Source organism: Sphingobacterium composti (assembly GCF_009829075.1).
Classification (GTDB): domain Bacteria; phylum Bacteroidota; class Bacteroidia; order Sphingobacteriales; family Sphingobacteriaceae; genus Sphingobacterium; species Sphingobacterium composti.
In genome coordinates this window covers 45,775-68,279 of sequence record NZ_WUQZ01000020.1, presented here as the reverse complement: position 1 = coordinate 68,279, position 22,505 = coordinate 45,775, and the positions used below count along the sequence as shown (strand labels likewise).

The 22,505-nt window shown below is 35.3% G+C and carries 20 protein-coding genes and 1 tRNA gene; 4 read left to right on the top strand and 17 right to left on the bottom strand.

The window, feature by feature from the left end:
- Positions 1–214: 214 nt before the first annotated feature.
- The 5 genes from GOQ17_RS12685 to GOQ17_RS12665 all read right to left on the bottom strand — a co-directional run bounded on the left by GOQ17_RS12685 (position 215) and on the right by GOQ17_RS12665 (position 7,013).
- Positions 215–1,774, bottom strand: coding sequence for an FMN-binding glutamate synthase family protein (locus GOQ17_RS12685; RefSeq protein WP_159637888.1), 1,560 nt, complete (start codon positions 1,772–1,774; stop codon positions 215–217).
- 127 nt (positions 1,775–1,901) lie between these two features.
- Positions 1,902–2,669 (bottom strand): Rossmann-like and DUF2520 domain-containing protein, encoded by a 768-nt coding sequence (locus GOQ17_RS12680; protein WP_159637886.1) that lies wholly within the window; start codon positions 2,667–2,669, stop codon positions 1,902–1,904.
- A 1-nt stretch (position 2,670) separates the two neighbouring features.
- Positions 2,671–5,145 (bottom strand): heme lyase CcmF/NrfE family subunit, encoded by a 2,475-nt coding sequence (locus GOQ17_RS12675; protein WP_159637884.1) that lies wholly within the window; start codon positions 5,143–5,145, stop codon positions 2,671–2,673.
- Positions 5,146–5,170: 25 nt separating this feature from the next.
- Positions 5,171–5,575, bottom strand: coding sequence for a cytochrome c maturation protein CcmE domain-containing protein (locus tag GOQ17_RS12670; protein WP_159637882.1), 405 nt, complete (start codon positions 5,573–5,575; stop codon positions 5,171–5,173).
- Positions 5,576–5,768: 193 nt separating this feature from the next.
- A complete protein-coding gene (locus GOQ17_RS12665; RefSeq protein ID WP_159637880.1) occupies positions 5,769–7,013 on the bottom strand; it encodes a dicarboxylate/amino acid:cation symporter in 1,245 nt (414 codons plus the stop codon).
- Between the two features lie 62 nt (positions 7,014–7,075).
- On the opposite strand from GOQ17_RS12665, the gene mnmC2 reads away from it, so the two are divergent.
- Together mnmC2 and GOQ17_RS12655 are read left to right on the top strand one after the other, a co-directional pair.
- The gene (gene mnmC2 / locus GOQ17_RS12660; protein ID WP_159637878.1) at positions 7,076–7,741 is read left to right on the top strand and encodes a tRNA (5-methylaminomethyl-2-thiouridine)(34)-methyltransferase MnmC2; all 666 of its coding nucleotides are present in this window, start codon (positions 7,076–7,078) and stop codon (positions 7,739–7,741) included.
- Between the two features lie 96 nt (positions 7,742–7,837).
- Complete coding sequence (locus tag GOQ17_RS12655; protein WP_159637876.1) at positions 7,838–8,347, top strand: hypothetical protein; 510 nt, start codon at positions 7,838–7,840, stop codon at positions 8,345–8,347.
- A gap of 33 nt (positions 8,348–8,380) precedes the next feature.
- Here the strand turns inward: GOQ17_RS12655 and GOQ17_RS12650 are convergent, their stop codons facing one another.
- Genes GOQ17_RS12650 through GOQ17_RS12640 form a run of 3 tightly spaced genes read right to left on the bottom strand, consistent with a single transcriptional unit; the run spans position 8,381 to position 11,430 of the window.
- The gene (locus GOQ17_RS12650) at positions 8,381–8,881 is read right to left on the bottom strand and encodes an FKBP-type peptidyl-prolyl cis-trans isomerase (RefSeq protein WP_159637874.1); all 501 of its coding nucleotides are present in this window, start codon (positions 8,879–8,881) and stop codon (positions 8,381–8,383) included.
- Positions 8,882–8,916: 35 nt separating this feature from the next.
- Positions 8,917–10,917, bottom strand: coding sequence for a thioredoxin domain-containing protein (locus GOQ17_RS12645; RefSeq protein ID WP_159637872.1), 2,001 nt, complete (start codon positions 10,915–10,917; stop codon positions 8,917–8,919).
- 21 nt (positions 10,918–10,938) lie between these two features.
- Entirely contained in the window at positions 10,939–11,430 is a 492-nt protein-coding gene (locus GOQ17_RS12640) for a SixA phosphatase family protein (RefSeq protein ID WP_159637870.1), read from the bottom strand.
- Between the two features lie 83 nt (positions 11,431–11,513).
- On the opposite strand from GOQ17_RS12640, the gene GOQ17_RS12635 reads away from it, so the two are divergent.
- Positions 11,514–11,600, top strand: a tRNA-Ser gene (locus GOQ17_RS12635).
- A 93-nt stretch (positions 11,601–11,693) separates the two neighbouring features.
- Here the strand turns inward: GOQ17_RS12635 and GOQ17_RS12630 are convergent.
- Genes GOQ17_RS12630 through GOQ17_RS12615 form a run of 4 tightly spaced genes read right to left on the bottom strand, consistent with a single transcriptional unit; the run spans position 11,694 to position 15,341 of the window.
- On the bottom strand, positions 11,694–12,674 hold the full coding sequence (locus GOQ17_RS12630) for a DUF6492 family protein (protein ID WP_159637868.1): 981 nt from the start codon (positions 12,672–12,674) through the stop codon (positions 11,694–11,696).
- Positions 12,671–13,531 carry an alpha-1,2-fucosyltransferase gene (locus GOQ17_RS12625; protein WP_159637867.1) on the bottom strand — a complete coding sequence of 287 codons (861 nt, stop codon included), beginning with the start codon at positions 13,529–13,531 and terminating at the stop codon, positions 12,671–12,673. The genes GOQ17_RS12630 and GOQ17_RS12625 overlap by 4 nt, the downstream gene beginning before the upstream one ends.
- A 4-nt stretch (positions 13,532–13,535) precedes the next feature.
- Entirely contained in the window at positions 13,536–14,555 is a 1,020-nt protein-coding gene (locus GOQ17_RS12620; protein ID WP_159637865.1) for a glycosyltransferase, read from the bottom strand.
- A gap of 3 nt (positions 14,556–14,558) precedes the next feature.
- Positions 14,559–15,341: a glycosyltransferase family 2 protein gene (locus tag GOQ17_RS12615; protein ID WP_159637863.1), complete on the bottom strand. Its 783-nt coding sequence runs from the start codon at positions 15,339–15,341 to the stop codon at positions 14,559–14,561.
- Between the two features lie 383 nt (positions 15,342–15,724).
- Between GOQ17_RS12615 and GOQ17_RS12610 the strand changes: the two genes are divergently transcribed.
- Positions 15,725–16,657, top strand: a complete 933-nt coding sequence (locus GOQ17_RS12610) for a glycosyl transferase family 90 (RefSeq protein ID WP_159637861.1) — start codon at positions 15,725–15,727, stop codon at positions 16,655–16,657.
- On the opposite strand, the gene GOQ17_RS12605 is transcribed toward GOQ17_RS12610, so the two are convergent.
- Genes GOQ17_RS12605 through GOQ17_RS12585 form a run of 5 tightly spaced genes read right to left on the bottom strand, consistent with a single transcriptional unit; the run spans position 16,647 to position 22,505 of the window.
- The gene (locus GOQ17_RS12605; protein WP_159637859.1) at positions 16,647–17,750 is read right to left on the bottom strand and encodes a glycosyltransferase family 4 protein; all 1,104 of its coding nucleotides are present in this window, start codon (positions 17,748–17,750) and stop codon (positions 16,647–16,649) included. The two genes, GOQ17_RS12610 and GOQ17_RS12605, sit on opposite strands and share 11 nt — an antisense overlap.
- Positions 17,741–18,760, bottom strand: coding sequence for a glycosyltransferase family 9 protein (locus GOQ17_RS12600; protein WP_159637857.1), 1,020 nt, complete (start codon positions 18,758–18,760; stop codon positions 17,741–17,743). Before GOQ17_RS12600 ends, GOQ17_RS12605 begins: the two co-directional genes overlap by 10 nt.
- Positions 18,761–18,765: 5 nt before the next feature.
- Positions 18,766–19,371 (bottom strand): DUF4254 domain-containing protein, encoded by a 606-nt coding sequence (locus tag GOQ17_RS12595; RefSeq protein ID WP_159637855.1) that lies wholly within the window; start codon positions 19,369–19,371, stop codon positions 18,766–18,768.
- 36 nt (positions 19,372–19,407) lie between these two features.
- Complete coding sequence (locus GOQ17_RS12590; RefSeq protein WP_159637853.1) at positions 19,408–20,901, bottom strand: NADH-quinone oxidoreductase subunit N; 1,494 nt, start codon at positions 20,899–20,901, stop codon at positions 19,408–19,410.
- Positions 20,901–22,505 carry a complex I subunit 4 family protein gene (locus tag GOQ17_RS12585; RefSeq protein WP_159637851.1) on the bottom strand — a complete coding sequence of 535 codons (1,605 nt, stop codon included), beginning with the start codon at positions 22,503–22,505 and terminating at the stop codon, positions 20,901–20,903. The genes GOQ17_RS12590 and GOQ17_RS12585 overlap by 1 nt, the downstream gene beginning before the upstream one ends.

Here is a 22,505-nt window from a genome sequence, read left to right as displayed (position 1 = left end):
TCTCCGAAGAAGATTGTTTTTTGGAACAATGATATCGTACAATCCTGAATAAGAACTGAACTGTATTTTTTGTTGGGTAGAAAGCATCCTGATATCCGTTTAAGCTTAATTTAAGATACAAAAAAAAAGAGTAGAAAATGCATTTTCTACTCCTTTTTTGGGGCCAAATATAAAAGGGGACTTTTTCAGTGCCCTCCAGAATGTCGACCATTTTTTAATCTTCTAAAAATTCTTCCTTTTGGAAGGAGTTTTCTCTTTTATTGTACTTTCCAGTATTTTTGAAATAGATATCGTGGAAACTTACTGTATTAATTGCATCCACTTTTCTAAAGAATTTTTCCGCTTTAATATCGTCCATTGTTTTGAAGCCGCAGGCTTCCATAATTTCAACTGTCGCGCGTAATGTATTACGGTGAAATTGAGCTACACGTACATGTTTGTCAGCAACGTCTAGACCTTTGTATAAATGCGGCTTTTGTGTCGCAACCCCTACTGGACAAACGTCTTCGTTGCATTTCAAAGCTTGGATACAGCCAAGTGCAAACATCATCCCGCGTGCACTATAACATGCATCCGCTCCTAATGCTAAAGCTTTCATTAAATCAAAGCCTGTTACGATACGGCTGGAAGCAATTATTTTTATGTGTTTCTTCAATCCATAATTGATAAGCGTAGTTGTAACAAATGTCAATGCATCATATAACGGCATACCAATATTATCTGTAAACTCAAGAGGTGCAGCACCTGTTCCGCCTTCCGAACCATCTATCGAAATAAAATCAGGGAAAATTTGTGTATTCTGCATCGCGTTACAGATGTCGATAAATTCTTGCTTATCTCCAATACAAATTTTAAAACCCACAGGTTTGTAGCCAGACAATTCACGAAGTTTTTGGATGAAGTACATCATTTCTTCAGGGGTACTAAATGCACTGTGTGCTGGCGGAGACATGACATCAGTACCAGGAATTACGTGACGAATTGCAGCCACTTCTGGAGTGTTTTTAGCTGCAGGTAGTATACCTCCATGTCCAGGTTTCGCTCCTTGAGACATTTTTAATTCAATCATTTTTACATTAGGACGACTTGCTTTTTCAGCATATAATTCTCCATTAAAATATCCATTCTCGTCTCTACATCCAAAATATCCAGTACCAATTTGCCAAATTAAATCGCCTCCATTCATGTGGTATTCTGAAATACCCCCTTCACCAGTATTGTGTGCAAATTTTTGTAGAGCAGCACCTTTATTCAATGCCGTGATTGCCGTTTTACTCAATGCTCCATAACTCATGGCTGAAATATTGAAAATACTCAAGCTATACGGCTGTTTACAAGCTGCATTTCCAACCATAGTACGTAAGTCGTGATTTTCAATGTGAGTAGGGAAAATCGAATGTGCTACCCATTCATTACCAACAGCTTGTGGGTCTGTTTGCATACCGAAAGCTACAGTCTCGCGTTGGTTTTTTGCACGCTGGTAGACAATAGAGCGTTGACGTCTATTGAAAGGTCTACCGTCAGTATCAGATTCCCAGAAATATTGTCTTAATTCTGGTCTGAAAGATTCAAAGAAATAGCGGAACGCCCCTACAACTGGATAATTCCTAAGAATAGCATGATGCGTTTGTAAGCTGTGATAAATTGCAACAATCAATAAAGGAATTGGAATGATCAATAAATAGAACCATCTTGGAGTAAATATCAATCCAAAAGAGATGATGATTAGGTTTATTAATGTAATCGTGATAAGAATTAGTTTTCTAACTGCCATGATTTAATCTGAAGTTACTATATATACTAATATAACTGTGCTTTTGTTTTTTTTCTTAGCAAAATTAGTAAGTAATTTCAGCATTAAGACGGTTTGCTGTACTTTTACTTATTTTGTAATCAAAAGGTTAATTACGATATCTTTTGATAATAAAATCTGTTAATATTTGATATATTTTGTGTTGCTCTGGTGATTGAATTAAGAATTCTAAATGCTTATTAATAGTATTATAATCGCCACGACGAGCGGGACCTGTCTGTGTAATGGTCGGTGAGTGGTCTTGAACTTTTAATGCGGTTTCCAAAATGATTGGTTTTAGTAGTTCGAAATCAAGGTTTTCTTTTGCAAGAAGTTCTTCAGCTACTTGATATAATGCATTACTAAAGTTGTTTGCAATCACAGCTGATAGATGTAGGGTAAGACGCTGTTTTGAGGTGCACGCGAATGATTTAGGAGCAATGTTCTGTACAACAGTAAATAATACATTAAATACTTCAGCATTATTACCCTCAATACCGAATGGAATTAATGATAAATTGGTTTCGATTTCTTTATTGATACTTTGGGGAGGATAAATAACTCCGTATTTGTCAAATTTTGAGAGTACTTCCATTTGTGTAGCACCCGAAGTATGTATGACTATACCATGATTTGGTTTTGGTAATTCAGTAGCAATTGAACTTATTGCACTATCCGATACTGCAATAATGTATAAATCAGCATCTATGTTAATAGCTCGTAGCTCGGTTGTTGCTTGGCTATTTACAACATTAGCCAATGCTTGAGCATTGGCTAATGTACGGCTGTAAATTTGAGAGATATTATGCTGGGATGCGTATAAAGCTTTAGCTAAATGCGTCGCGATATTTCCGCTGCCTAAAACAACTATTTTCATATTAATCTACTATTTGTTCTTTTGATTTTCCTTCTCTAACACGTCTTACGATAGCCATGATGAAACCAATAGTCATGATAATCGTTCCTGCCCAGAAGAAATTGATGTAAGGGAATTTAATCGCTTTAAACACAATCCATTTTTTTTCAGGCAAAGGTTTTTGATAAACCATGATTTCTAATTTATCCTTATCAGGAATAATATTGGTAAACCTAAATTTCAATCCTTGCTCTGCTACATCTTTGTTAAAATCAAATACATTTCCATCCTTTAACAAGAATACTGGTTCTGCATTAAATTCTTTCTGATCTGAAGCTATGACTTTGATTTTAAGACCGACAATGATATCATCCGCTTTTAAAGGAATATTTTCAAGTTTAGCTTCTTTATTTACTCCTTCAATGACGAAAATACCATTGCGGTAGCGTAATGTATCCCCAATATTGACTTCGTAAGTAGCTGGTTCATCGTATTCTTCAAAACCTGTTTTTTCTTCTTCTTTGATTTTGCTCAATGGTGCGTGAGAATCAGCAGCAGCGGCAGTAATCAATGTATAGATGTCGTGTGTAATATAGTGACGTGTGTCAGGCGTGCCAATCAAACCTCCCATATCAGGGTTGTTTTGTGCGAAAGGGCTTAATACAAAAGACTCTTTTACTTTACCGCTTTCTTCATCAATTTTTTCGTATTTGATATGATAATAAACATTTGGTGCGGCTACACTATCACCAGTATATGTGATACGGTATTCACCCATTTGTACTGGTTCACCTTCTGTCAAGAATAAATTCTCTCCTGGGTCTGTAAATTTATCACCTTCTTTACCGAAATTTTTAACGCCGATATAACCACTTTGATTGACAGAAATAACTTCATTTGTCGCAGCTGCTACTAAAGCGCCAATGACTAATAAACCAAAGCCGATATGTGATACAGCAGACCCCGTTAACTTCCATTTACCTTTAACTGCGTCACTCAAAATACGTACATTGGCTACGATACAGAAAATACCTGTAAACATAATCAGGATGTACATGACGTTCGTGTAGGTTTTGGTTAAATAAATCGCTCCAGCAGCTAAGACAATGGATACAATTAATGAAGCAATTGTAGATGCCCAAAATTTACGACCGTCAGTGCGTTTGTATTTTAAGAATTGAGCGATAGCCGTCAATAATAAAATGACAACAGCAAATGCACCTTGCCACTTATTATAGTGAGCGATTGGATCAATAGGAGGGGCTACTTTTGTGCCGAATAATCCATTGAAAACTGGGATAGAAGTTGTTGCAATCATTTGAACACAAGCCACTGTAAGGACTAATGCACCGATGAATAACCAAAATTCCCTTGAATAAATTTCTTCTTCTTTCTGTGTGCTAGGTAATTCTTTTCTTCTCCAGATCAACAATCCAATCATCACAAATAAGAATGTTATGTTGAATATTATCAACTGTCCTGACATACCTAAACTTGTGAAAGAGTGTACCGAAGTCTCTCCTAAAATTCCAGAACGAGTCAAATAAGAAGCATAAATTACTAACACAAAACTAACAAGTGAAAGTAAAGTCGCTGTAAAATATCCGTGTCCTGAATGTTTGAACGCTAAGATAACGTGTACCGCAGCTATTAATGTAAACCAAGGTATGATGGATACATTCTCTACAGGATCCCAAGCCCAAAATCCACCAAAATTTAACGCTTCATAAGCCCAAAAAGAGCCCATTATAATACCTGCTCCTAAAATCATAACAGCAAATAATGCCCATGGCAATCCAGGGTTAGTCCATTCTTTGTAACGACGAGTCCAAAGCCCTGCCGCTGCATACGCAAAAGGGACAATCATAGACGCGAAACCTAAGAACAAAGTAGGTGGGTGAATAACCATCCAATAATTTTGCAGTAATGCGTTAAGGCCTTTACCATCAATCATAGATAGATAATTCGGGTCTTTGAATATTGGGGCATCCATTGCATCACGTAATAAAATAAATGGTGAGCTACCAATTCTGCTACCGAAGATCTCAATGCCAATAAGCATACTTGCCAAGAAAGTTTGGCAAAGCATAACGAAGGTCATGACTGGAGCTTCCCACGTTTTGGCACGGAATAATAAGACAATACCTATGACCATTTGCCAAAACATCCACAACCAAAAACTACCTTCTTGACCTTCCCAAAAGGAAGATATAATGTAATGTGTAGGAAGTGAAGTGTCTGAGTGTGACCACACATAATAATACTCGAACATGTGGTTGTATATCATGTAGAACAATAGTGAGCCTATTGTTACTACCGAAATAGCATTTAGTATAAATCCAATACGACCCATTTTTTTCCATGATTTCTCATCAGGGTTGTTAGTCGCAAAAAAGTAACTTATTAAGGAAAATAATGCCGCTCCAAATGATAGAATCACAAAGAACTGACCTATCTTACCAGGTAACAGCTGTTCACCTACGTAGTTGATATCCATTGAAAATTAATTACTGAAAATATGATTATAAGGAAGCGCTAGTTGCTTCTTTGAATTCCATTTCGTCCTTGTTGTATTTTGATGGACATTTCATCAAAATTTTGGTAGCGTGAAAAGTATCACCTTCCATTTTTCCAGTCAAGACAATTTGTTCTGATCGTTCAATATCTTGAGGTTTTGAACCATTAAATACCACTTTGCATTCTGTACTGTCATTGTCATACATGTAAAAAGAGAAGTGGTTTGCATCTTGAACTGGATCATAGAACAAATCTTTTTCTTTATTCAATACACCGACCACGTATAATTCTGTGTTTTTTTCTTTTGCTTCCGCAAAGGTTGAATACGTGCTAGAATCTGTGTAAATAACCAAAATCATAGCTATCGCTATTGCTATGATTGCAATCAGAATGATTGAACTTTTTTTCATACTAAAATTTCACTAAACCAATTACAAAATTACGAAATGCTAAATGAAAGAATGAATTTACAAAGACAACCTATTTATTTAGAATCATTCTCAATAAAAATAATGTTTTTTCAATTTATTGATAGTATGCTAGTTATAGTTATCTAGTTGTATTAATGTTTAAAATCAGTTGTTGGCAACTGCAATTTTACATTTATGTCGATAGGTTTCTGTCGCTCGAGTCATTGTGAAACTTTTCACCTGAAAACTTGGTGGCTAGCATAGCGGCAACTGTATCCCCCGTAGCGTTCAATATGGTAGCGAGTGGGTCGACTAGTGCTCCAATAATCATAATGGCAGGAACAGCTTCATTTGGGATGCCATATATTGAAATCATGAGCATTTCGCCAATAAATCCACCATTAGGGATTCCTCCAGCCACCATACTCACCAATAAAGTAATTCCGACAGCCATAATCATCGTGCTAGGTTCAAAAAAATTCCAATCCAAAATAGCAAAGGCTACATATATTTTTAATATCGAAGAAATCGAAGAACCATTTTTATATAAAGTATTCCCTAAAGGAACAACTACAGATGCAATAGAATTTGGTATGCCCATTTTCTTTGCAGCCAACAAATTAGCGGGCAAGGTTGCTAAACTACTGCATGTACTTACAGCAGTCAATGATGGTGTAATATTGTAACGCCAATAATCTTTAACGCCGGAATTGCCATTCGCGAGGAACGCATAGGTTGTATAAACGATAAAGAAAAATAGTGTACCAAATATGTAATAAAAAGCCAAAGGTTTAGCGTAAAAGCCAAAAAGTTCAGGACCTAAAGATTGAACCTGATAGGCAAAATATGCACCTAAGCCAATTGGACCGAGTTTCATTACCAAGGTCAATAAATTTTTCATCACCTCATTTCCAGCGATCAGGAAATTGAGAAATGGCTTTCCTACATCTCCACTTTTTCGGACTGAAATACCTATAAGAAAGGAAAATATTACAAAAGCAAGGATATTTTGGCGAGATAATAGGTTGACAAATTCACCAACACTCACAAAACGGACAAGTTTGTCTCCCCAAGTATCTTGTGGATTTGTATTTATCGCTTCTGAAATAGCATTTCCGTCTTTTAGCGCTGTGACCGGAAAAGCCCACAAACCCAATATTGTGAGTATGGCAGCAATAGCGATGGTGCTAATGAAAACTGCGGTCATTACACCGAGTATTTTCCCTAATTTTCCATTGCTTTCAATATTTGCGATAGCTGATGATATAGCGAAAAAAAGTAAGGGAATAACAGCTACAAAAAGCAGATTCAGAAAAATATCTCCAATAGGTTTTATGTACTGTACCACATCTGGAAAAAGTAATCCAACTAGACTACCAAACATTATTCCTACTAAAAGCAATATGATACTCTTGTAATTTTTGAGAATAGTTTTCATGTGGAGATTATCTAAGGCTAAAATAGTTTTTTTGTTTTAGATTTGACAAAAAAAAATGGATTATGGATTTTGTGACGACAGGAGATGGTTCTAAAACTATATTTAATGCCCAAATAGGTGAAAATTATCACTCTAAACATGGTGCTTTGCAAGAGAGTAAACACGTGTTTCTGAAAACAGGGCTTCAATATTATCTGGAGAAAGAAAGTATAAGTAAAGCATCAATACTTGAAATTGGTTTTGGAACAGGGTTAAATTTTATATTGACAGCTGATCATTGCTTGACTGAAGACATTAAACTAGATTATTGTGGGATTGAAGCTTTTCCATTAGAAAAGCAGGTCATTGAAAGTATTGGATATAATGAGTATGTATCTAAGCCTCTTTGGGAGCAATATATTAGTAACTATGATTCAGCATTGAAACAAGAAGTTCAACTTACCGAAAAGATAAATTTAGAAATAGCGCATGCCAAAGTTTTAGCATTTACATCTCCAAAAATGTTTGATGTTATTTATTTTGATGCATTCGCCGCTATACATCAGCCCGAAATGTGGTCGGATGAAACGTTAGCACATGTAACAAGCTTTCTAAATCCTGGAGGCGTATTTGTGACTTATGCGATTACAGGAAATTTGAAACGGAGCATGAAGGCTTTAGGTTTTGCTATTGAAAAAGCGCCTGGAGCACCTGGTAAAAGAGAGATGTTGAGGACTGTGAAGTTGTAGCATTATTCGTACAAACCACTTTTTTAAAAGTGGGAAAGGAGGTAAATATTCATTTGTTAATTTATATTTACTAGTATATTGACTAGTTATTTAAATATGAAATTAAAGTTTTTCGGATTACTGGCTATTTTCTTTCTATTTTCAATTTCTTGTGATAAAGATGACTATAGCTCTGCAGATATCAAGAATGAAATCGATAAAGGTATTTCGGATAATAGCATTTTAGGCGAATGGGAAACAGTATCATCTTATTATATTGCAAAGGAAGGAAATGAGATTTTAATCGAGGAAACAGAAGAATATGTTGATGCTAAAGATAAAACTAGTTTTTTGTTTAAATCTGGAAATGTTGGTCGAATTAAAGAATGGGATGGAGATTCTGAACAATGGCAAGAGTATCTATTTAATTATACTGTTAAGAATAGAATTATTGAATTTTCTTTTGAATTTCAAGATGAAGGACCTTTGATCGCAATATTCATGGAAAATTTTCCTTTCGAATATACTATTCAAGATGATGTTCTAAAATCAGGGTCTGAATTTACAGATGAAGATGGCATAAATCAAAAGCAAACTTTAGTTTTAAACAATAAAGCCGATTCTTAAAAATCGGCTTTATTGTTTATATACTAAGATAAATTAGTGACCTTCAGTACCGTCGATACCATGAGCATGTCCGTGAGACAATTCTTCTTCAGTTGCAGGACGTACATTTAACACTTCGATTTCAAAGCTTAAAGATTTACCAGCCATAGGGTGGTTTAAGTCTGCAACTACCGCTTCTGGAGTTACATCTACTACTACTGCACGGAATTGATTTCCTTGATTATCTTGTAATGGTAATACTTCACCCAATGGAGGTAATCCTGTTTCTTGAAACATATCAGCAGGTAATTGAGCGATAGCTCTGTCATCTCTTTCGCCATATGCATCAGCGGCAGCTAAATCGAAAGATGTTTTGTCACCTTCGTTAAGACCAGCGATGTTTTCTTCGAATTTAGGTAACATCATACCTACGCCATATAAGAATGTTAAAGGATTTTCTGTAGTTGTTTGCTCAACAAATGTTTTTTCACCGTTTTCTTCGATTGTGTGAAGAATGTAATTCAACGTTACTACGTTGTTGTTTTCTATTGCCATTTTGTAATTGTTATGAAATGCTAAGCATCTCGTTTTTATTTGATTAATTCTAATAAGTCAGTAATCGACTGTTGAGGGAGACTACATGTCTTATTACGACAAAGGTATGCTTTTGACTCCAATTGTTCCTTATTTATTAACAAAGGAAGTGTACTTTTTGTTCCTCCCAAAAATATTTTATTCGGAATATATTTGACTTTATCTATTTCACTACGCCATTTTTGAGCTTCTGTTCCAGTCAAAGCTATTTCATTAGTGCCATAATGATGCTCTAGAAGTTGTATCGCCCAATTCGAATAGGCTGAACCGTAACTTTTGATATGCGGGAATACATTTGCAAAAACTTGGTCTGCTATCGCTGTGAAATTTTCGTTATCAAGTAATAGTCCCAATTTATACAGTTGCCGAACAATCGTAGACGATGAAGCAGGAATTACATTGTCCATAATCTCACTTTTTCGTGCGATGAGTTCTTCGGCTTGAGCAGAGGTGTAATAAAATGTCTTTTGCTCCGCATCGTAGAAAAGGGCAATAGCTTTTTCCGCTAATTCTTTAGCTGTATAAACCCACTCTTCCTTAAAAGTAGCTTCGTATAAAGCGATATAAGCTTCAATCGTAAAAGCATAATCATCCAAAAATGCATCTATTTTGCGGTTATTATCTGCTGGTTGGTGAAGCAGATTTCCATGCGAAGTACAGTGTGATTTAATAAATGATGATATTCCCAATGCTAGTTCTAGATGTTCTAATTCGCCAAAAACTCGATAAGCATCGACCAAACCTTTTAATAAAAGTGCATTCCATGTTGTCAATTGTTTGTGATCTAATCCGGGACGTACACGTTGGTTGCGGTATGCTAAAAGTTTCGTTTTTATTTCCTTCAAATATATATCCCATTCTTCTGCTGTGAACCCTGCTTCTGTAATGAGATTGTTATTTGAACCATTGACAAAAGGTATGTTGATTTGCTCTTCTGACCAATTCCCATCTTTTGTGATATTAAAATACTCTCTAGCTAGATCAGCATCTTCACCTAGAACATCAAATTCGCTATAATCAAAAGTGTAAAATTTACCTTCTACTCCTTCGCTGTCGGCATCCAATGCAGAATAAAAGCCACCATTTTTAGCAAGCATTTCACGTTTTGCCCATTCTATTGTTTCAAAAACAACATTCTTGTAAAGTATATTTGGTTTCTGCTGATAGGCCTCACTATATAGACTGATTACCTGTCCATTGTCATACAACATTTTTTCAAAATGGGGAACATGCCATTTTCCATCAACTGAATATCGAGCAAAACCACCTCCAATATGATCGTAGATACCACCGTTAGCTATTTTTTCTAAGGTAAAGTGTACGTGATCAACGGTTTCTTCATCATGAGCCAAAGAACCATAGCGAAGGAAAAATAACCAATTATTTGGCAAAGGAAATTTAGGTGCTCTGCGATAGCCCCCATCACGCAGGTCAAACTGCTCTTTCCATGGTAATACGACCGATTTAATGTCTAATAAGGTATATTCTTCAGGAATAGGTGCGATAGGAAGTTTTTCGGCTTTATTTATTCCCGCTGTCAGCCTTTCGGCATAATCTATAGTTGTTTCGGGAGTTTCTTCCCACATTTGAGCAATTTGTAGTAATACATTTTGCCAATCATGTGGTTTGAAATAGGTGCCTCCGTAAATCGGTCTCCCATCAGGTAAACAAATAACATTCAATGGCCATCCTCCAGCATTTGTCATCAATTGAACGGCTATCATATAAATCTGATCGATATCTGGTCTTTCTTCGCGATCAATTTTGATGGAAACATAAAATTGATTCATAGTTTGTGCTATCGCCTCATTCTCGAAACTTTCACGTTCCATCACATGACACCAATGACATGCCGAATATCCAATACTAATAATGATTAGCTTGTTTTCATTTTTTGCTATATCCAATGCTTCTTGACCCCAAGGAAACCAATGCACAGGATTGTTTGCATGTTGTTTTAGATAGGGAGAATGTTCATTCTGAAGTTTGTTTGCCATATCCTACGAAGGTACAGAAATTTATCCTGTGATAACAGTTTCTAAATGACAAGTGCCGCCTGAAACTTCACTGAAATTAAAACCTTCTGGCAATATAATTTTAGCTACGTGAGAGGTATTAAGATTAATACAGGATTCGCACAAATAGTTCGCTAAGTCAGATAAACCAGGATTGTGACCAACAACTATTATATTGTCTATATCATTATTTACAAGATTAATAACCTTCAATATTTCGGTATGGTAAGCTTCATAAATACTTTTTTCAAGTTGGATATCTTGTATTGGATAAGCGATTTTCTGACAAAATATCTCAGCAGTTTGTAAAGCTCTATTAGCAGTGGAGCTAATGATTAATAGATTATTTGAAGATAAATCATCTTTAAGTTTAGTTGCTATAGTTAATGATTTATAACGACCTTTCTCTACGAGATTACGTTCATAGTCTCTTTTTAATAGTGAATGATCCTCTGCTTTACCATGTCGAATAAGATAGAGGTTTTTTGATTTCATAGTAATAAAGATAACATATTTACTATAATAAATAATTATCTCTTGGAGATATGTAGCTTTTGTTTATTTTTGCGAGCAGACACAGAGAGGTGTCCGAGTGGTTGAAGGAGCTACCCTGGAAAGGTAGTATACGGGTGACTGTATCGAGGGTTCGAATCCCTTCCTCTCTGCTACTTAAAAGTTCCGTTATGCTTAATATTGGAACTTTTTGTTTTTATAGTGGTTAATAAACATCGTTTACAAAGGTGTGCAGAAGTATCTTTTTATTTCCTATAGGAATTATGTGGGTCTGTTTTAGAAGTTTTTAATTTTCCCATTTTTTTTCTAAATCTCTTTAATACCCAATTAGCTAAAGGGCTCAATTTTAAATTCATTAATTGACTATATAATTTAGCTTGTTGGTGGTTTTTACGGATATTCTTTTCTTGTTGGGAATCCCATATTTCAAAGGTGACATAATGATAGCCCATATCTTTTAAAAGTTTAAGATCACCGTATGAAGGGTTAGGAGAGAAAAGCTGCGTACCATTTCGATATGTCTGTAGTGAATCGCTTTGTTCCCGTATAAGAAAGGAAAGATGATGTCTATCTAAGACAAATGTACCGTAAGTCTCGTATTCAGAGAAACCAGATTTGGATAAATCCTCAGTGCTGACTGCATCTAATACTGTTATAGGCCAAGGTTTTTGCGAGTTATTTGCCTGAATATCAGCAATCAGCATCTTCATTACAGCAGTATCCACAAGCATATGCTCTGTAATAAACGAACTTTCTATTTTTTTATCGAGTGAGAGCAGATTATTTAGCGTTTCAAAGTATGGCTTATGATATTCCGAAGAAGTGTGCATAAGTGGTTTGTCCGCTTTAAAGAAATTTATTCGTTTTAGAGGAATAGTATCAGCATCCCATATTAAATAATGTGTAGACTGGCAGTGAAGACTCAGGCTCATTTTTAGAAATTGCTGATAATACCAACCGGCACGCGAAGGTTGAGCGTCTCTTCTTTTAAAGTATTCTTTAAGCTTTTCCAGACTAACTTCAGGAATGATTTTGTCTTCTTCCAAATAAATTAGCTGTTTGTTGAAAGGAAGAGTAAGCTTAAGTTTATTCAAAGTCATTGGATTGGATATTATCCATATGTTGGCATAATTAAAATAAGTGAGTATGCCCAATACAGTCTTATACGCAATCTCCGCATGTTGAGGACCTACACATAGGACGATATCGAAAGGCTCCTCCCTCATAGTTTTACAAATTCAGGTAATAATAATGCCTTTGGATCAGCCTGCTCGTCTTTGATCCAAGATGTAGGAGCTATTACCATTTTATCAGATTTTGTATTTAGCCACGCAGCCCACCAGCTAAAACTGCTGTTAGAGATAATATGGTGATGACACAGAGACATCATTTGCATATCTCTAAAACTGTTTTCTCCCGTGTTCCAATCGACGAATATCGCATTTGGAAAATTGAAATTTTCTTTGCACCACGGAATATCATTCGAGAAAAACACATAAATGGGACCTTCAATATGTGAATTTATATGTGCAATTGCTCTTTCATAAAAAGCTTTGTCGCAAATACCATTCAAAGTCGGATGTTGCAAATAATCACCTCGTCTTACATGTATAGATACTGTGTTTGGTGTATTTTGTAATATAGCCTCCAATTCTTGGTTGCGTTGTCCGGTAGTGGGGGAGAATATAAAATTAGTACGAAGTTCATCTTCAACGAGGTCTACATAACTATGGTGTTGCCAATATCCACTTAAATAGGCGTGTTTTTGATTTTTGAGTGTATCCTCCGAGAAGCTAAACTCCGGTTTTTCTATATAAAATGCATTATTGGTATTAAGAAGAAAACGTAATAAACGATAACCAATACGTTGACGGCGGCCATAAAATAGTTTTTGCTCCATTTTCGTAATATGCGTCATGTGAATATTAAAGGCACGTCCTAATTCATATCCATTGTGGATATTATATACTTCAAATTCCGAAAAGTCTATTTTTACCTTGTGACCAAATTTTTGCAAAGCCTGTACCAATGCATATTGAAACATTTGGTTGCCTAGCCCAGCATGTATTTTAACAATTTTCATAGTATTAATAATGGTCTTCCACATTGGGATTCACTAATGAATTATCTTTCAAAAATGCATCCAATCTCGCTATACATTTATTCCTGAATTTTGAAGAAGGATATAAAAAGCCCATTAAAACTTTGTTACGTTGCTTCTTTGCTTTATTCAAAGTACAAAAATAGCGTAGGAGGGTCATTATTTTTAATCGTTTCTTTTCAAAAGGATTTTGATATTTTTTACTCAACAACTTACTCACACCGTGGTATAAGTCTATTATTTTGAAAGAATTTTCAATCTTTTGATTTAAATTCCGACAATATTCATAGCTTAAACGATCATTTGGTACAAAATGTTTAATTTTTAAGTCAGAGTAATAGTGTAGTTCGTATTTTTTTAGAATTAAGCGCAGGCAATATTCGGTGTCCTCGGCAACGTAAATATCCTCAATATCATTGTCAAACAAGAGGGAGGGATGCTGCGCGAATAATTGTTCATAAAGATCTGTTCTGGAAACCATACCAGCTCCCCATAGATGTTTCCGAGAAGTGACGTTACCGTCCTTTCCTTGTTCACCTACAGCATAACGTTCTTTATTTTTGGTAAACCATTTAGGAATTTCCTGTGGTACATTTTCAAATACAGCTTCGCTGTAACTGCCTATTGCACCAATGTTTGGATTAGCATGTATATGTTGGAAAGCTTTCTCGACGTAATCTTCAGCCAACCAATTGTCATCATCTACAATAATAAAATAGCTATATTTTGCTTCCGAAATACCTTTCTTAAGAGCGTGAAATTTCCCTGCCCTATTTTCTTTTAAGATATGTAATGGAATTGCAGATTGAGAAAAAAGGGTTTGATGCTCGTGAACAATTTTGAGCGTATTATCTGAGGAATTATTATCCACAAAAAGTACTTCCCAATGGATGGTATGGGGTACATTTTGTTGATAAATAGCCCTTAATGTCGGCAGAAGTTTTTTTTCTCCGTTATATGAACATAAAATAATGGATATTCCGATTTCTCTTTTCAAATTTACCATAGATTACATTGACACTTCTTGAAAACCAGGAGATCGATGCCAGATTTTATTTTTTACTGTTTCTTCGTATATCAATTCATTGGGACGAAAATTCGCCCGTGAACTCAATTTATGGAATAGGTGATAGCCAACTGCAGCAAATTTCAATCTTTTCTTTTTAACGCCAGAGTTTATAAGGCGCTCTGCAAATTCGTAATCTTCCCAACCCCAACCTTCAAAGCCATTAAAGTATCCATTAATGCGAACATAATCTTCGCGCCAAAATGCTAGGTTACAGCCTTTCACATTGTGGGAAGAATAAGGATTTGTTTTGAAAATAAATGATAAGCCAGGAAAACGAATTGCATTAAAGCGTGTAACCATTCCTTTTGTGAATGCACTAAAATAAGTTTTTCGTAAGCTCAATGCTTTTTGACTTAATTCTTCGCCTAACATAGCTCTACATCCCTGCACAAAATATCCTTTTTTAGCAGCATTAAGATGATCTTGGATAAAATGTTTATTTAAAATTATGTCACCATCTACTTCAATTACATAGTCTGAAGTACAAGCTGCAATAGCTTTATTCAGAATTAAGGTTTTTCTAAAACCTTGGTCTTCTTGCCAGATATGTTCAACAGGAAGTATATGTGAATAATAATCTACTAGAATTTTAGTACGTAAATCCGAACCATCGTCCGCTATAATAATTTGATCAGGAATGTGTGTTTGAAGTACTACACTTTCTAAAACTAATTCTAAAGCTTCAGGCCAGTTATATGTAGAAATAAGTAAAGATACCGTCATACAAAATATTTTCGTCCGTAACTGCAACTATAACGTTGATAAATACAACAATGTTACACTTCAAAAGTTTATAGCTATAACTTATGGTTATAAAATGTTATATATATCTTTTTGATTAAATTTATTTCTAAATATAATCATTTTAGTATATAAATTTGATAATCAATAATTATTGGAGACTACTAATGTAAAGTTTGCGATAAACACTTATTTATTATGTAAACATTGAAATGGGCTATAAACTATTACTTTATTATTTGATTCTTATTGGCCTAATGTGAAAAATCACAAATGGCAACAAAATCCGTTTAATAGTCTAATTGTGTAGCGAAAATAGGTTATTTTTTTCGTTTTACGTACTTTTACTTGCAAAATCATCCTCTATGCTCAATCTTAAACGGATTCTTGGTAATAAAAATAATAAGCTTTGGTATTATATAAAAGCATTGGTACGTGGTCTTATACCTGGTAGCGTTTACAGAAGTTATAGAAATAGATTTTTGAATGATAGTCCAAATGATAATTATTTTCTTTCTCGCGTCAATTATTATAATAAGTTAGGTTCAGAAAGATCCCTATCTTCGTCTGCCATACAAATAAAAGATTATAAAATACCTAAAAAAATTCGAGTATATTATTTTGACAGTATAGAATATTTAAGATATTTCAATCGGAATAATAGATTTGAAATCATTCCTGGTGATGTTACCCATATTCCCAGTTTTCCAGCACTAGTAAAAAGCAGACCAATTGATGGCGATAACGCTAATTCTGTGCTTTTAAATCTAGACAAAGCCCGACATTTTAATTTCATAAAAGACGATATTTCTTTCGTACAAAAGAAAAATATGTTAGTTGGTAGAAGTGGTTTTGGACAGGCACATAGAGCAAGGTTCTACGATTTGTATAAAGATCATGCGCTGTGCAATCTGAAAAAGGCGGCTCGAAAATCCGATAATGATTTTCTATCTATCGCGGGGCATTTAGAATATAAATTTATTTTGGCGTTAGAAGGTAATGACGTAGCCACTAACCTCAAATGGATTATGTCTTCCAATTCTATTGCGGTCATGCCAAAACCAAAATTTGAGACTTGGTTTATGGAAGGCAAACTAATTCCTGATGTGCATTATATCTGTATAAAAGATGATTATTCGGATCTGGAAGAAAAATTAAAATACTATATTGCTCATACCGATAAAGCTCTGGCAATCATTCAAAATGCACATCAATATGTGGAACAGTTTAAAGATAATAAGCGCGAGAAATTAATTTCTTTAATGGTCTTGGATAAATATTTCAAATTTACCCAATAAGATCGGTATATACTTTATTCCACTGTGAAGCAATTTTATCATCGTTGAATTTTTGAACAAATTCCATTCCTTTAGTAATCATTTCTTGTCGCATCGATGTATTGTTTAGTACAGCATTAATAGCGTAACGTAATTCCTCAATGCTTTCTGGATTGACATAATAAGAAAATGGCCCACCGGCTTCGGGAAATACACCAGAATTGGACGTGATAACAGGGGTGCCACTATATAAAGCTTCGATAATTGGGATTCCAAATCCTTCATATTTAGACGGGTACACAAAAAGCTCAGCCATGGAATAAATAGTTGATAATTCCTCCATCGTAAAGCCTTGAAGCATAAAAACTTTATTTTGTAGTCCTTTCGAATGTATGTAGGCTTTGATTTCGTTGGAATATTTTGTTTCTTTTCCTATTATAACTAAGGGAATATCTAAAGTTTCAATAGCCTTAACTATTTGAAAAGCATTTTTACGAGGTTCAATAGAACCAACATTCAGAACAAAATTTTCAGGAAGATTATACTTATTTCGCAAATACGCTTTTTCAATAGCGGATTTCTTAATTTTAAACGCAGGATGACATCCTTGATAGATGATATCTATTTTTTCAGCAGGAAAGTTGTAAAATTCTACTATATCACGTTTAGTTTGTTCGCTAATAGCAACAACTTTATCTGCATTAAATATCGCATACTTAAATTTACGATTGTAAATTACTCTATCTAATCGTTTGTAGAGTTCCGGAAATTTTAAGAAGATTAAATCGTGAATAGTTACCACAGACTTTATACCTTTTTTGGATAGCCCTATAGGTATTTCTCCGGATAACCCATGAAAAATATCTATTTTGTCTTTTACCAGGTCATTGACAATCCAGTTATTCCTCCATACGCTTGGAAATAAATTATGAAGTCTACTTTTAGGAAGTTTTATTGTTTTATCACCTAAACTAGGTCCCTTAATTTTTGGAGTGAATTTGATATACTCGTTTTCAGGATAGTAAGTTTCTAGAATGCGAACCAAATCACGACTGTAGTTTCCTAATCCCGATTTATTTAGGAAATATCTTTTAGCATCAAAACCTATACGCATATTTCTTCAATTCGAGTTACAACCATTTCCGAAGATACTAAATCTATAGCCTCCACACCATCGCAATCGCATGGTTTGTTTCCATATACAGAGGAAGGTCTGTTTGGATGTTCTATTTGGATACAATCGTCATAGGACTGTCCAAATCCCAAGAAACCAGCAAATGGATGAGTAGCTCCCCAGACAGAAAGACACCGAGTACCTACCAAAGATGCCATATGCATTCCAGAACTGTCCATACTAATCATTAAATCAAGGTGAGAAATAATATCTAGTTCTTGAGAAATGTTGGATGTTCCTATGGTATTATATACTTTAGGAAACTTTTTACTCCATTCAGCAGCAATTGTCTTTTCAGATTCTCCTCCGCCAAAGATAAAAACTTCGTATTCGCCACTTGTTGAAAGACGCTGGATTACAGCCTCCATTTTGTGCAATGGAAATACTTTATAACTATGTTGTGCGAAAGGCGCTATTCCAATTTTCTTCTTATCCGAAGCTAACACAGCCAATAATTGTGTAGGAATAAGACGGTGTTCTTTCACTAAAGTGTGACTTAGATTGAACGAAAAACCTAGTTTTCTTAATACATCCGCATACCTTTCGGTAGTCAGTTTTAGTTGTTTTTTGACCTTATTTTGAGGACGTGTAAGTTCAGTTTTCTCTTTTCGTCCTTTATCTATTGATTGCGTTTTGTAGCCCGAAATTTTGAAAAACAGACTTAATGTTCTACTCCGGATATTGTAGTGTAAATCTGCTACGAAGTCAGTTTTATAAGCTTTGAGCTCTGTAAATAACGTATAGATTCCAGTTAGTCCTTTGTGCTTATACTTAGGGTCAAATACGTGAAACTTGAGACGAGGAATATGTTCAAAGAATGTAGAAAACGGCTTCCGCGACACCATAATAATTTCCGTGTCGGTATGTTGTTGCTGAAATTCTTTGAGAACCGAAGCGACCATAGCAACGTCTCCCATTGCTGAAAATCGAGTTACGATGATACGCTTCATAGTGTTTATTTTTGTGTGCCGTAAAGTACAGGATTCAAGTTTGGGTCGTTGTACATTTTCATCTGTTTGTACACCTTCATATATTTCTTTCCCGATTCGATATCTGTCAATAACTCATCAATGCTTTGTGATAAATCATTACGTTGTTCCAAAAGCACCTCTAATTTTTGTTGACAAGCATCAATATGTGATTGCTCCACATCTGTTCTGTGTGTTTCTTGCTCCATATGATAGATTTTCAACGCCAATATTGATAATCTATCAATAGCCCAAGCTGGACTTTCGGAGTTGATTCTAGCATCTGCTAAAGGTTGTACGTCTGCAAATTTTTGTAAATAGTAACTATCAATATACTCAACTGTATCCGTGCGCACTTGATTCTGTTTATCGATACGTCTTTTCCAATATAACCCTTCTTCAGGATTAATTTCTGGGTTACGTACCACATCTTCCATATGCCATTGCGCCGTATCAATCCAGCATTTCAAATACAACAAATGCTCCAATGAGCTAGGCTCAAAAGGATTTGAAATCGGATGGTCAATGGCGTCATAAACGTGATAATCTGCTATAGCACGTTGAAAAATAGAATTTGCTGTAGTACTAATCATATGGCAAATATACGAATTAAGACAACCTAAATCGTCCTATCTGAATAGAGATAGTAAAATTGAAGGAAATATTCCCAATACCAACGTGGAAACACCTAACAAAATAGCTGTAATATACACGATTTGTGTAGAAGTGGTAGGCAAAATCTTTATTTCATTGCCTTTTCGCAAGAAGGCAAACAAAGGTATTTTGAAATAATAAAATAACGAAATTACCGAGGTTAAAGCTCCTACTACCAATAAAATTAAATAATAGCGATTATTGTTGAATTGGAATAAATCGAAGATAGAAGTAAAGACAAATAGTTTACCGACAAAACCTGCGGTAGGAGGTAAGCCCACTAAGGAAATACCCAATAGTGTAAGAATGCTAAATAATATTGGAAATTGTTTACCTAATCCTTGGTAATTCTCCAGTTGTGCTGATCCTGTTTTTTGTTCTAATATGTCGATTAAGCCAAAAACTGCCAAGTTCATAATCGTATACACTGCGATGTAAAACAATAATACTTGAGGTTCAGAAGCTAAGTTTCCAACCAATGCCATCAGTAGAAAACCTGTATGACCAATGGAAGAATACGCCATCATACGCTTGATATTCGACTGACGTAAGGCAATTAAATTACCAGCTAACATGGTGACAATGGCCGCCACGCTTACCAATACCAATACCAATTCGGAGAAGAAGAATGATGTAGATGTCCATTCTTCAAAAAGGCGTGCTAATAAAACTAAAGCACCAATTTTAGGTACTGTAGATAAGAATGTTGTGATAGGAGTAGGCGCACCTTCATACACATCTGGCGCCCACATGTGGAAAGGCACAAAACTCAATTTGAAACCTATTCCCACAAACATAAACAGCAAAGCTATGGATAATAATATTTTCGGTGCTTCTATTAATCCTTGAATATGTTCGAACGAGGTAAAATCTAAATTTCCAGTAAATCCATATATCAAGGATAAACCGTAAAGCATAACAGCTGCCGAAACAGATCCGAAAAGCACATATTTCATCGAAGCTTCGGATTGTTTTTTGTTTTCCGAAAAATAACCCACCAAAATATAGGAACTTATCGAAACAGTCTCAATAGCAATAAACGCCAACAACCAATTGCTCGTCATCGTCAAAATATTCATTCCTAAAGCTGCAGCTAGCAATATACTGTACACATCACCTAAGTTTTTGCTAAATTTTTTATGGTGAAAATGCTGTTGTATAAAGATGACACAAATCAATAATGCAACTTGAATAATTCCTCTAGCGTACACCGAGAAATCATCAATTATGAGCATTCCAAAGAATCCATTCTGCGGTGCTCCTAATTGTTGTGTAGATAGAATTAATGAGGCTACAATACCGATTATTGTGATAACAAAAGAACTTTGTTTCCAAATTTTGTCCAAAAACAATGTTGCGAGAATACTTCCCAAGAAAGCAAATATCAAAGCTAATTCTGCTTTGAAGGCCGGAATAGATTGGATAACTTGGTCAAGTATGCTCGGTAATTGTATGTTGATATCTTGCATTATAGATACTGTGTAACCAATGAAACTAAATTAAGAACCGTTGCATTCATTTTGTCAAAAACCAATGAAGGCATGATTCCTAATAATAACGCTAACGTCAAAGTAGGGAATAAGATGGTGCGTTCACGTGCACTGACATCCGTCAACAATGTAGCCCAATCTTCGCCACCTTTGAAACGTGTTTGTCCAAAAAACATACGTTGCAAAGTCCATAATAAATACGAAGCACTTAATAGAATACCTACAGAACCCGCAATCGCCATCCAGCGAGAAACACCAGTTCCAACTGACTCAGCATTGAATGTTCCGATAATCACAAACGCTTCACCGATGAATGCAGAGAAACCAGGTAAGCCTAATGAGGCAAAGAAAGCTACTGCAACAAATCCTGTATAAGCTGGCATATGAGTTGCCAATCCACGGAAATTATAGATATTTCTGTCGTGTACACGATCGTAAATGACTCCCACTAAAAAGAATAAAGCTGCTGATAAGAATCCATGCGACAGCATTTGGAATAATGCACCTGAAATACCTTCCGCAGTTAAGGAAGCAACACCCAATAGTACAAAGCCCATATGTGAAACAGAAGAATAAGCTATTAAACGCTTTAAGTCTTTTTGTGCTAGGGCATTTAGAGCACCATATAAAATAGAGATCACACCAATTAATCCTAACCACCAATTGGCGTCAACCGCGGCATCTGGAAATATACTTAAGCAGACACGGATAATACCATATCCTCCGATTTTTAACAAAATACCCGCAAGTATAATGGAAACAGGAGTAGGCGCTTCTACGTGAGCATCAGGTAGCCAAGTATGCAATGGAACGATGGGAATTTTGATGGCAAAAGCAATAAATAAAACGATAAAGCCCAACATACGTGCTGGTATTCCCAATACTTCGTAATAATTATTCAAGTAAGCAAAGAATGAACCATCCACATAATTGTTCGGATTCATCATGTGCAACATGTTGAATGTATTTGCGCCCGTTTCTGGATTAATAACCGAAAAATATAAACCTACGATGATTAGCAGCATGAATACTGAACCAAATAGGGTATAGATAAAGAACTTAATGGCTGCATATTCACGATTTACACCTCCCCAAATTCCGATTAAGAAATATAATGGAAGTAACATCACTTCGTAGAAAATGTAGAAAAGGAAAAAGTCCAATGCACAGAAAATCCCCATTACCGCCATATTTAAAAGCATCAGCAGAGAGAAATAGCCTTTTGTACTCTTCGTGACATTCCAAGATGCCCCAATAGCCATTAGCATGACAAAAGCACTCAATACCAATAATGGAAGCGAAACGCCATCTACGCCAAGAAAATAATCAATTTCTAATTGCCCTAAACTGCCCAAATCCAAACGTATCCAAGGAAGTTGTTCCACGAATTGAAAGCCATTGATTTGATTAATTCCTGAAGCAGCATTATCAAATTGGCTATACAACCAACCCGATAGCGCAAATTGCACAACCGTAATTCCCAAAGCAATATACTTATAGCTTTGGCGCATAGTCGCAGGCAACAATAAAATTAAAGCAGTTGCAAGCAAAGGCAAAAATATGAGTAGTGAGAGTAATCCCAT

Excerpts from the sequence above, each read along its gene's own strand:
- GOQ17_RS12670 (WP_159637882.1), bottom strand. The coding sequence starts at position 5,575 with ATGAAAAAAAGTTCAATCATTCTGATTGCAATCATAGCAATAGCGATA.
- GOQ17_RS12595 (WP_159637855.1), bottom strand. The coding sequence starts at position 19,371 with ATGATTAGTACTACAGCAAATTCTATTTTTCAACGTGCTATAGCAGAT.
- GOQ17_RS12665 (WP_159637880.1), bottom strand. The coding sequence starts at position 7,013 with ATGAAAACTATTCTCAAAAATTACAAGAGTATCATATTGCTTTTAGTA.
- GOQ17_RS12610 (WP_159637861.1), top strand. The coding sequence starts at position 15,725 with ATGCTCAATCTTAAACGGATTCTTGGTAATAAAAATAATAAGCTTTGG.
- GOQ17_RS12650 (WP_159637874.1), bottom strand. The coding sequence starts at position 8,881 with ATGGCAATAGAAAACAACAACGTAGTAACGTTGAATTACATTCTTCAC.
- GOQ17_RS12680 (WP_159637886.1), bottom strand. The coding sequence starts at position 2,669 with ATGAAAATAGTTGTTTTAGGCAGCGGAAATATCGCGACGCATTTAGCT.
- GOQ17_RS12675 (WP_159637884.1), bottom strand. The coding sequence starts at position 5,145 with ATGGATATCAACTACGTAGGTGAACAGCTGTTACCTGGTAAGATAGGT.
- GOQ17_RS12655 (WP_159637876.1), top strand. The coding sequence starts at position 7,838 with ATGAAATTAAAGTTTTTCGGATTACTGGCTATTTTCTTTCTATTTTCA.
- GOQ17_RS12625 (WP_159637867.1), bottom strand. The coding sequence starts at position 13,531 with ATGAAAATTGTTAAAATACATGCTGGGCTAGGCAACCAAATGTTTCAA.
- GOQ17_RS12585 (WP_159637851.1), bottom strand. The coding sequence starts at position 22,505 with ATGGGATTACTCTCACTACTCATATTTTTGCCTTTGCTTGCAACTGCT.
- GOQ17_RS12620 (WP_159637865.1), bottom strand. The coding sequence starts at position 14,555 with ATGGTAAATTTGAAAAGAGAAATCGGAATATCCATTATTTTATGTTCA.
- GOQ17_RS12615 (WP_159637863.1), bottom strand. The coding sequence starts at position 15,341 with ATGACGGTATCTTTACTTATTTCTACATATAACTGGCCTGAAGCTTTA.
- GOQ17_RS12630 (WP_159637868.1), bottom strand. The coding sequence starts at position 12,674 with ATGAGGGAGGAGCCTTTCGATATCGTCCTATGTGTAGGTCCTCAACAT.
- mnmC2 (WP_159637878.1), top strand. The coding sequence starts at position 7,076 with ATGGATTTTGTGACGACAGGAGATGGTTCTAAAACTATATTTAATGCC.
- GOQ17_RS12590 (WP_159637853.1), bottom strand. The coding sequence starts at position 20,901 with ATGCAAGATATCAACATACAATTACCGAGCATACTTGACCAAGTTATC.
- GOQ17_RS12605 (WP_159637859.1), bottom strand. The coding sequence starts at position 17,750 with ATGCGTATAGGTTTTGATGCTAAAAGATATTTCCTAAATAAATCGGGA.
- GOQ17_RS12640 (WP_159637870.1), bottom strand. The coding sequence starts at position 11,430 with ATGAAATCAAAAAACCTCTATCTTATTCGACATGGTAAAGCAGAGGAT.
- GOQ17_RS12645 (WP_159637872.1), bottom strand. The coding sequence starts at position 10,917 with ATGGCAAACAAACTTCAGAATGAACATTCTCCCTATCTAAAACAACAT.
- GOQ17_RS12600 (WP_159637857.1), bottom strand. The coding sequence starts at position 18,760 with ATGAAGCGTATCATCGTAACTCGATTTTCAGCAATGGGAGACGTTGCT.
- GOQ17_RS12685 (WP_159637888.1), bottom strand. The coding sequence starts at position 1,774 with ATGGCAGTTAGAAAACTAATTCTTATCACGATTACATTAATAAACCTA.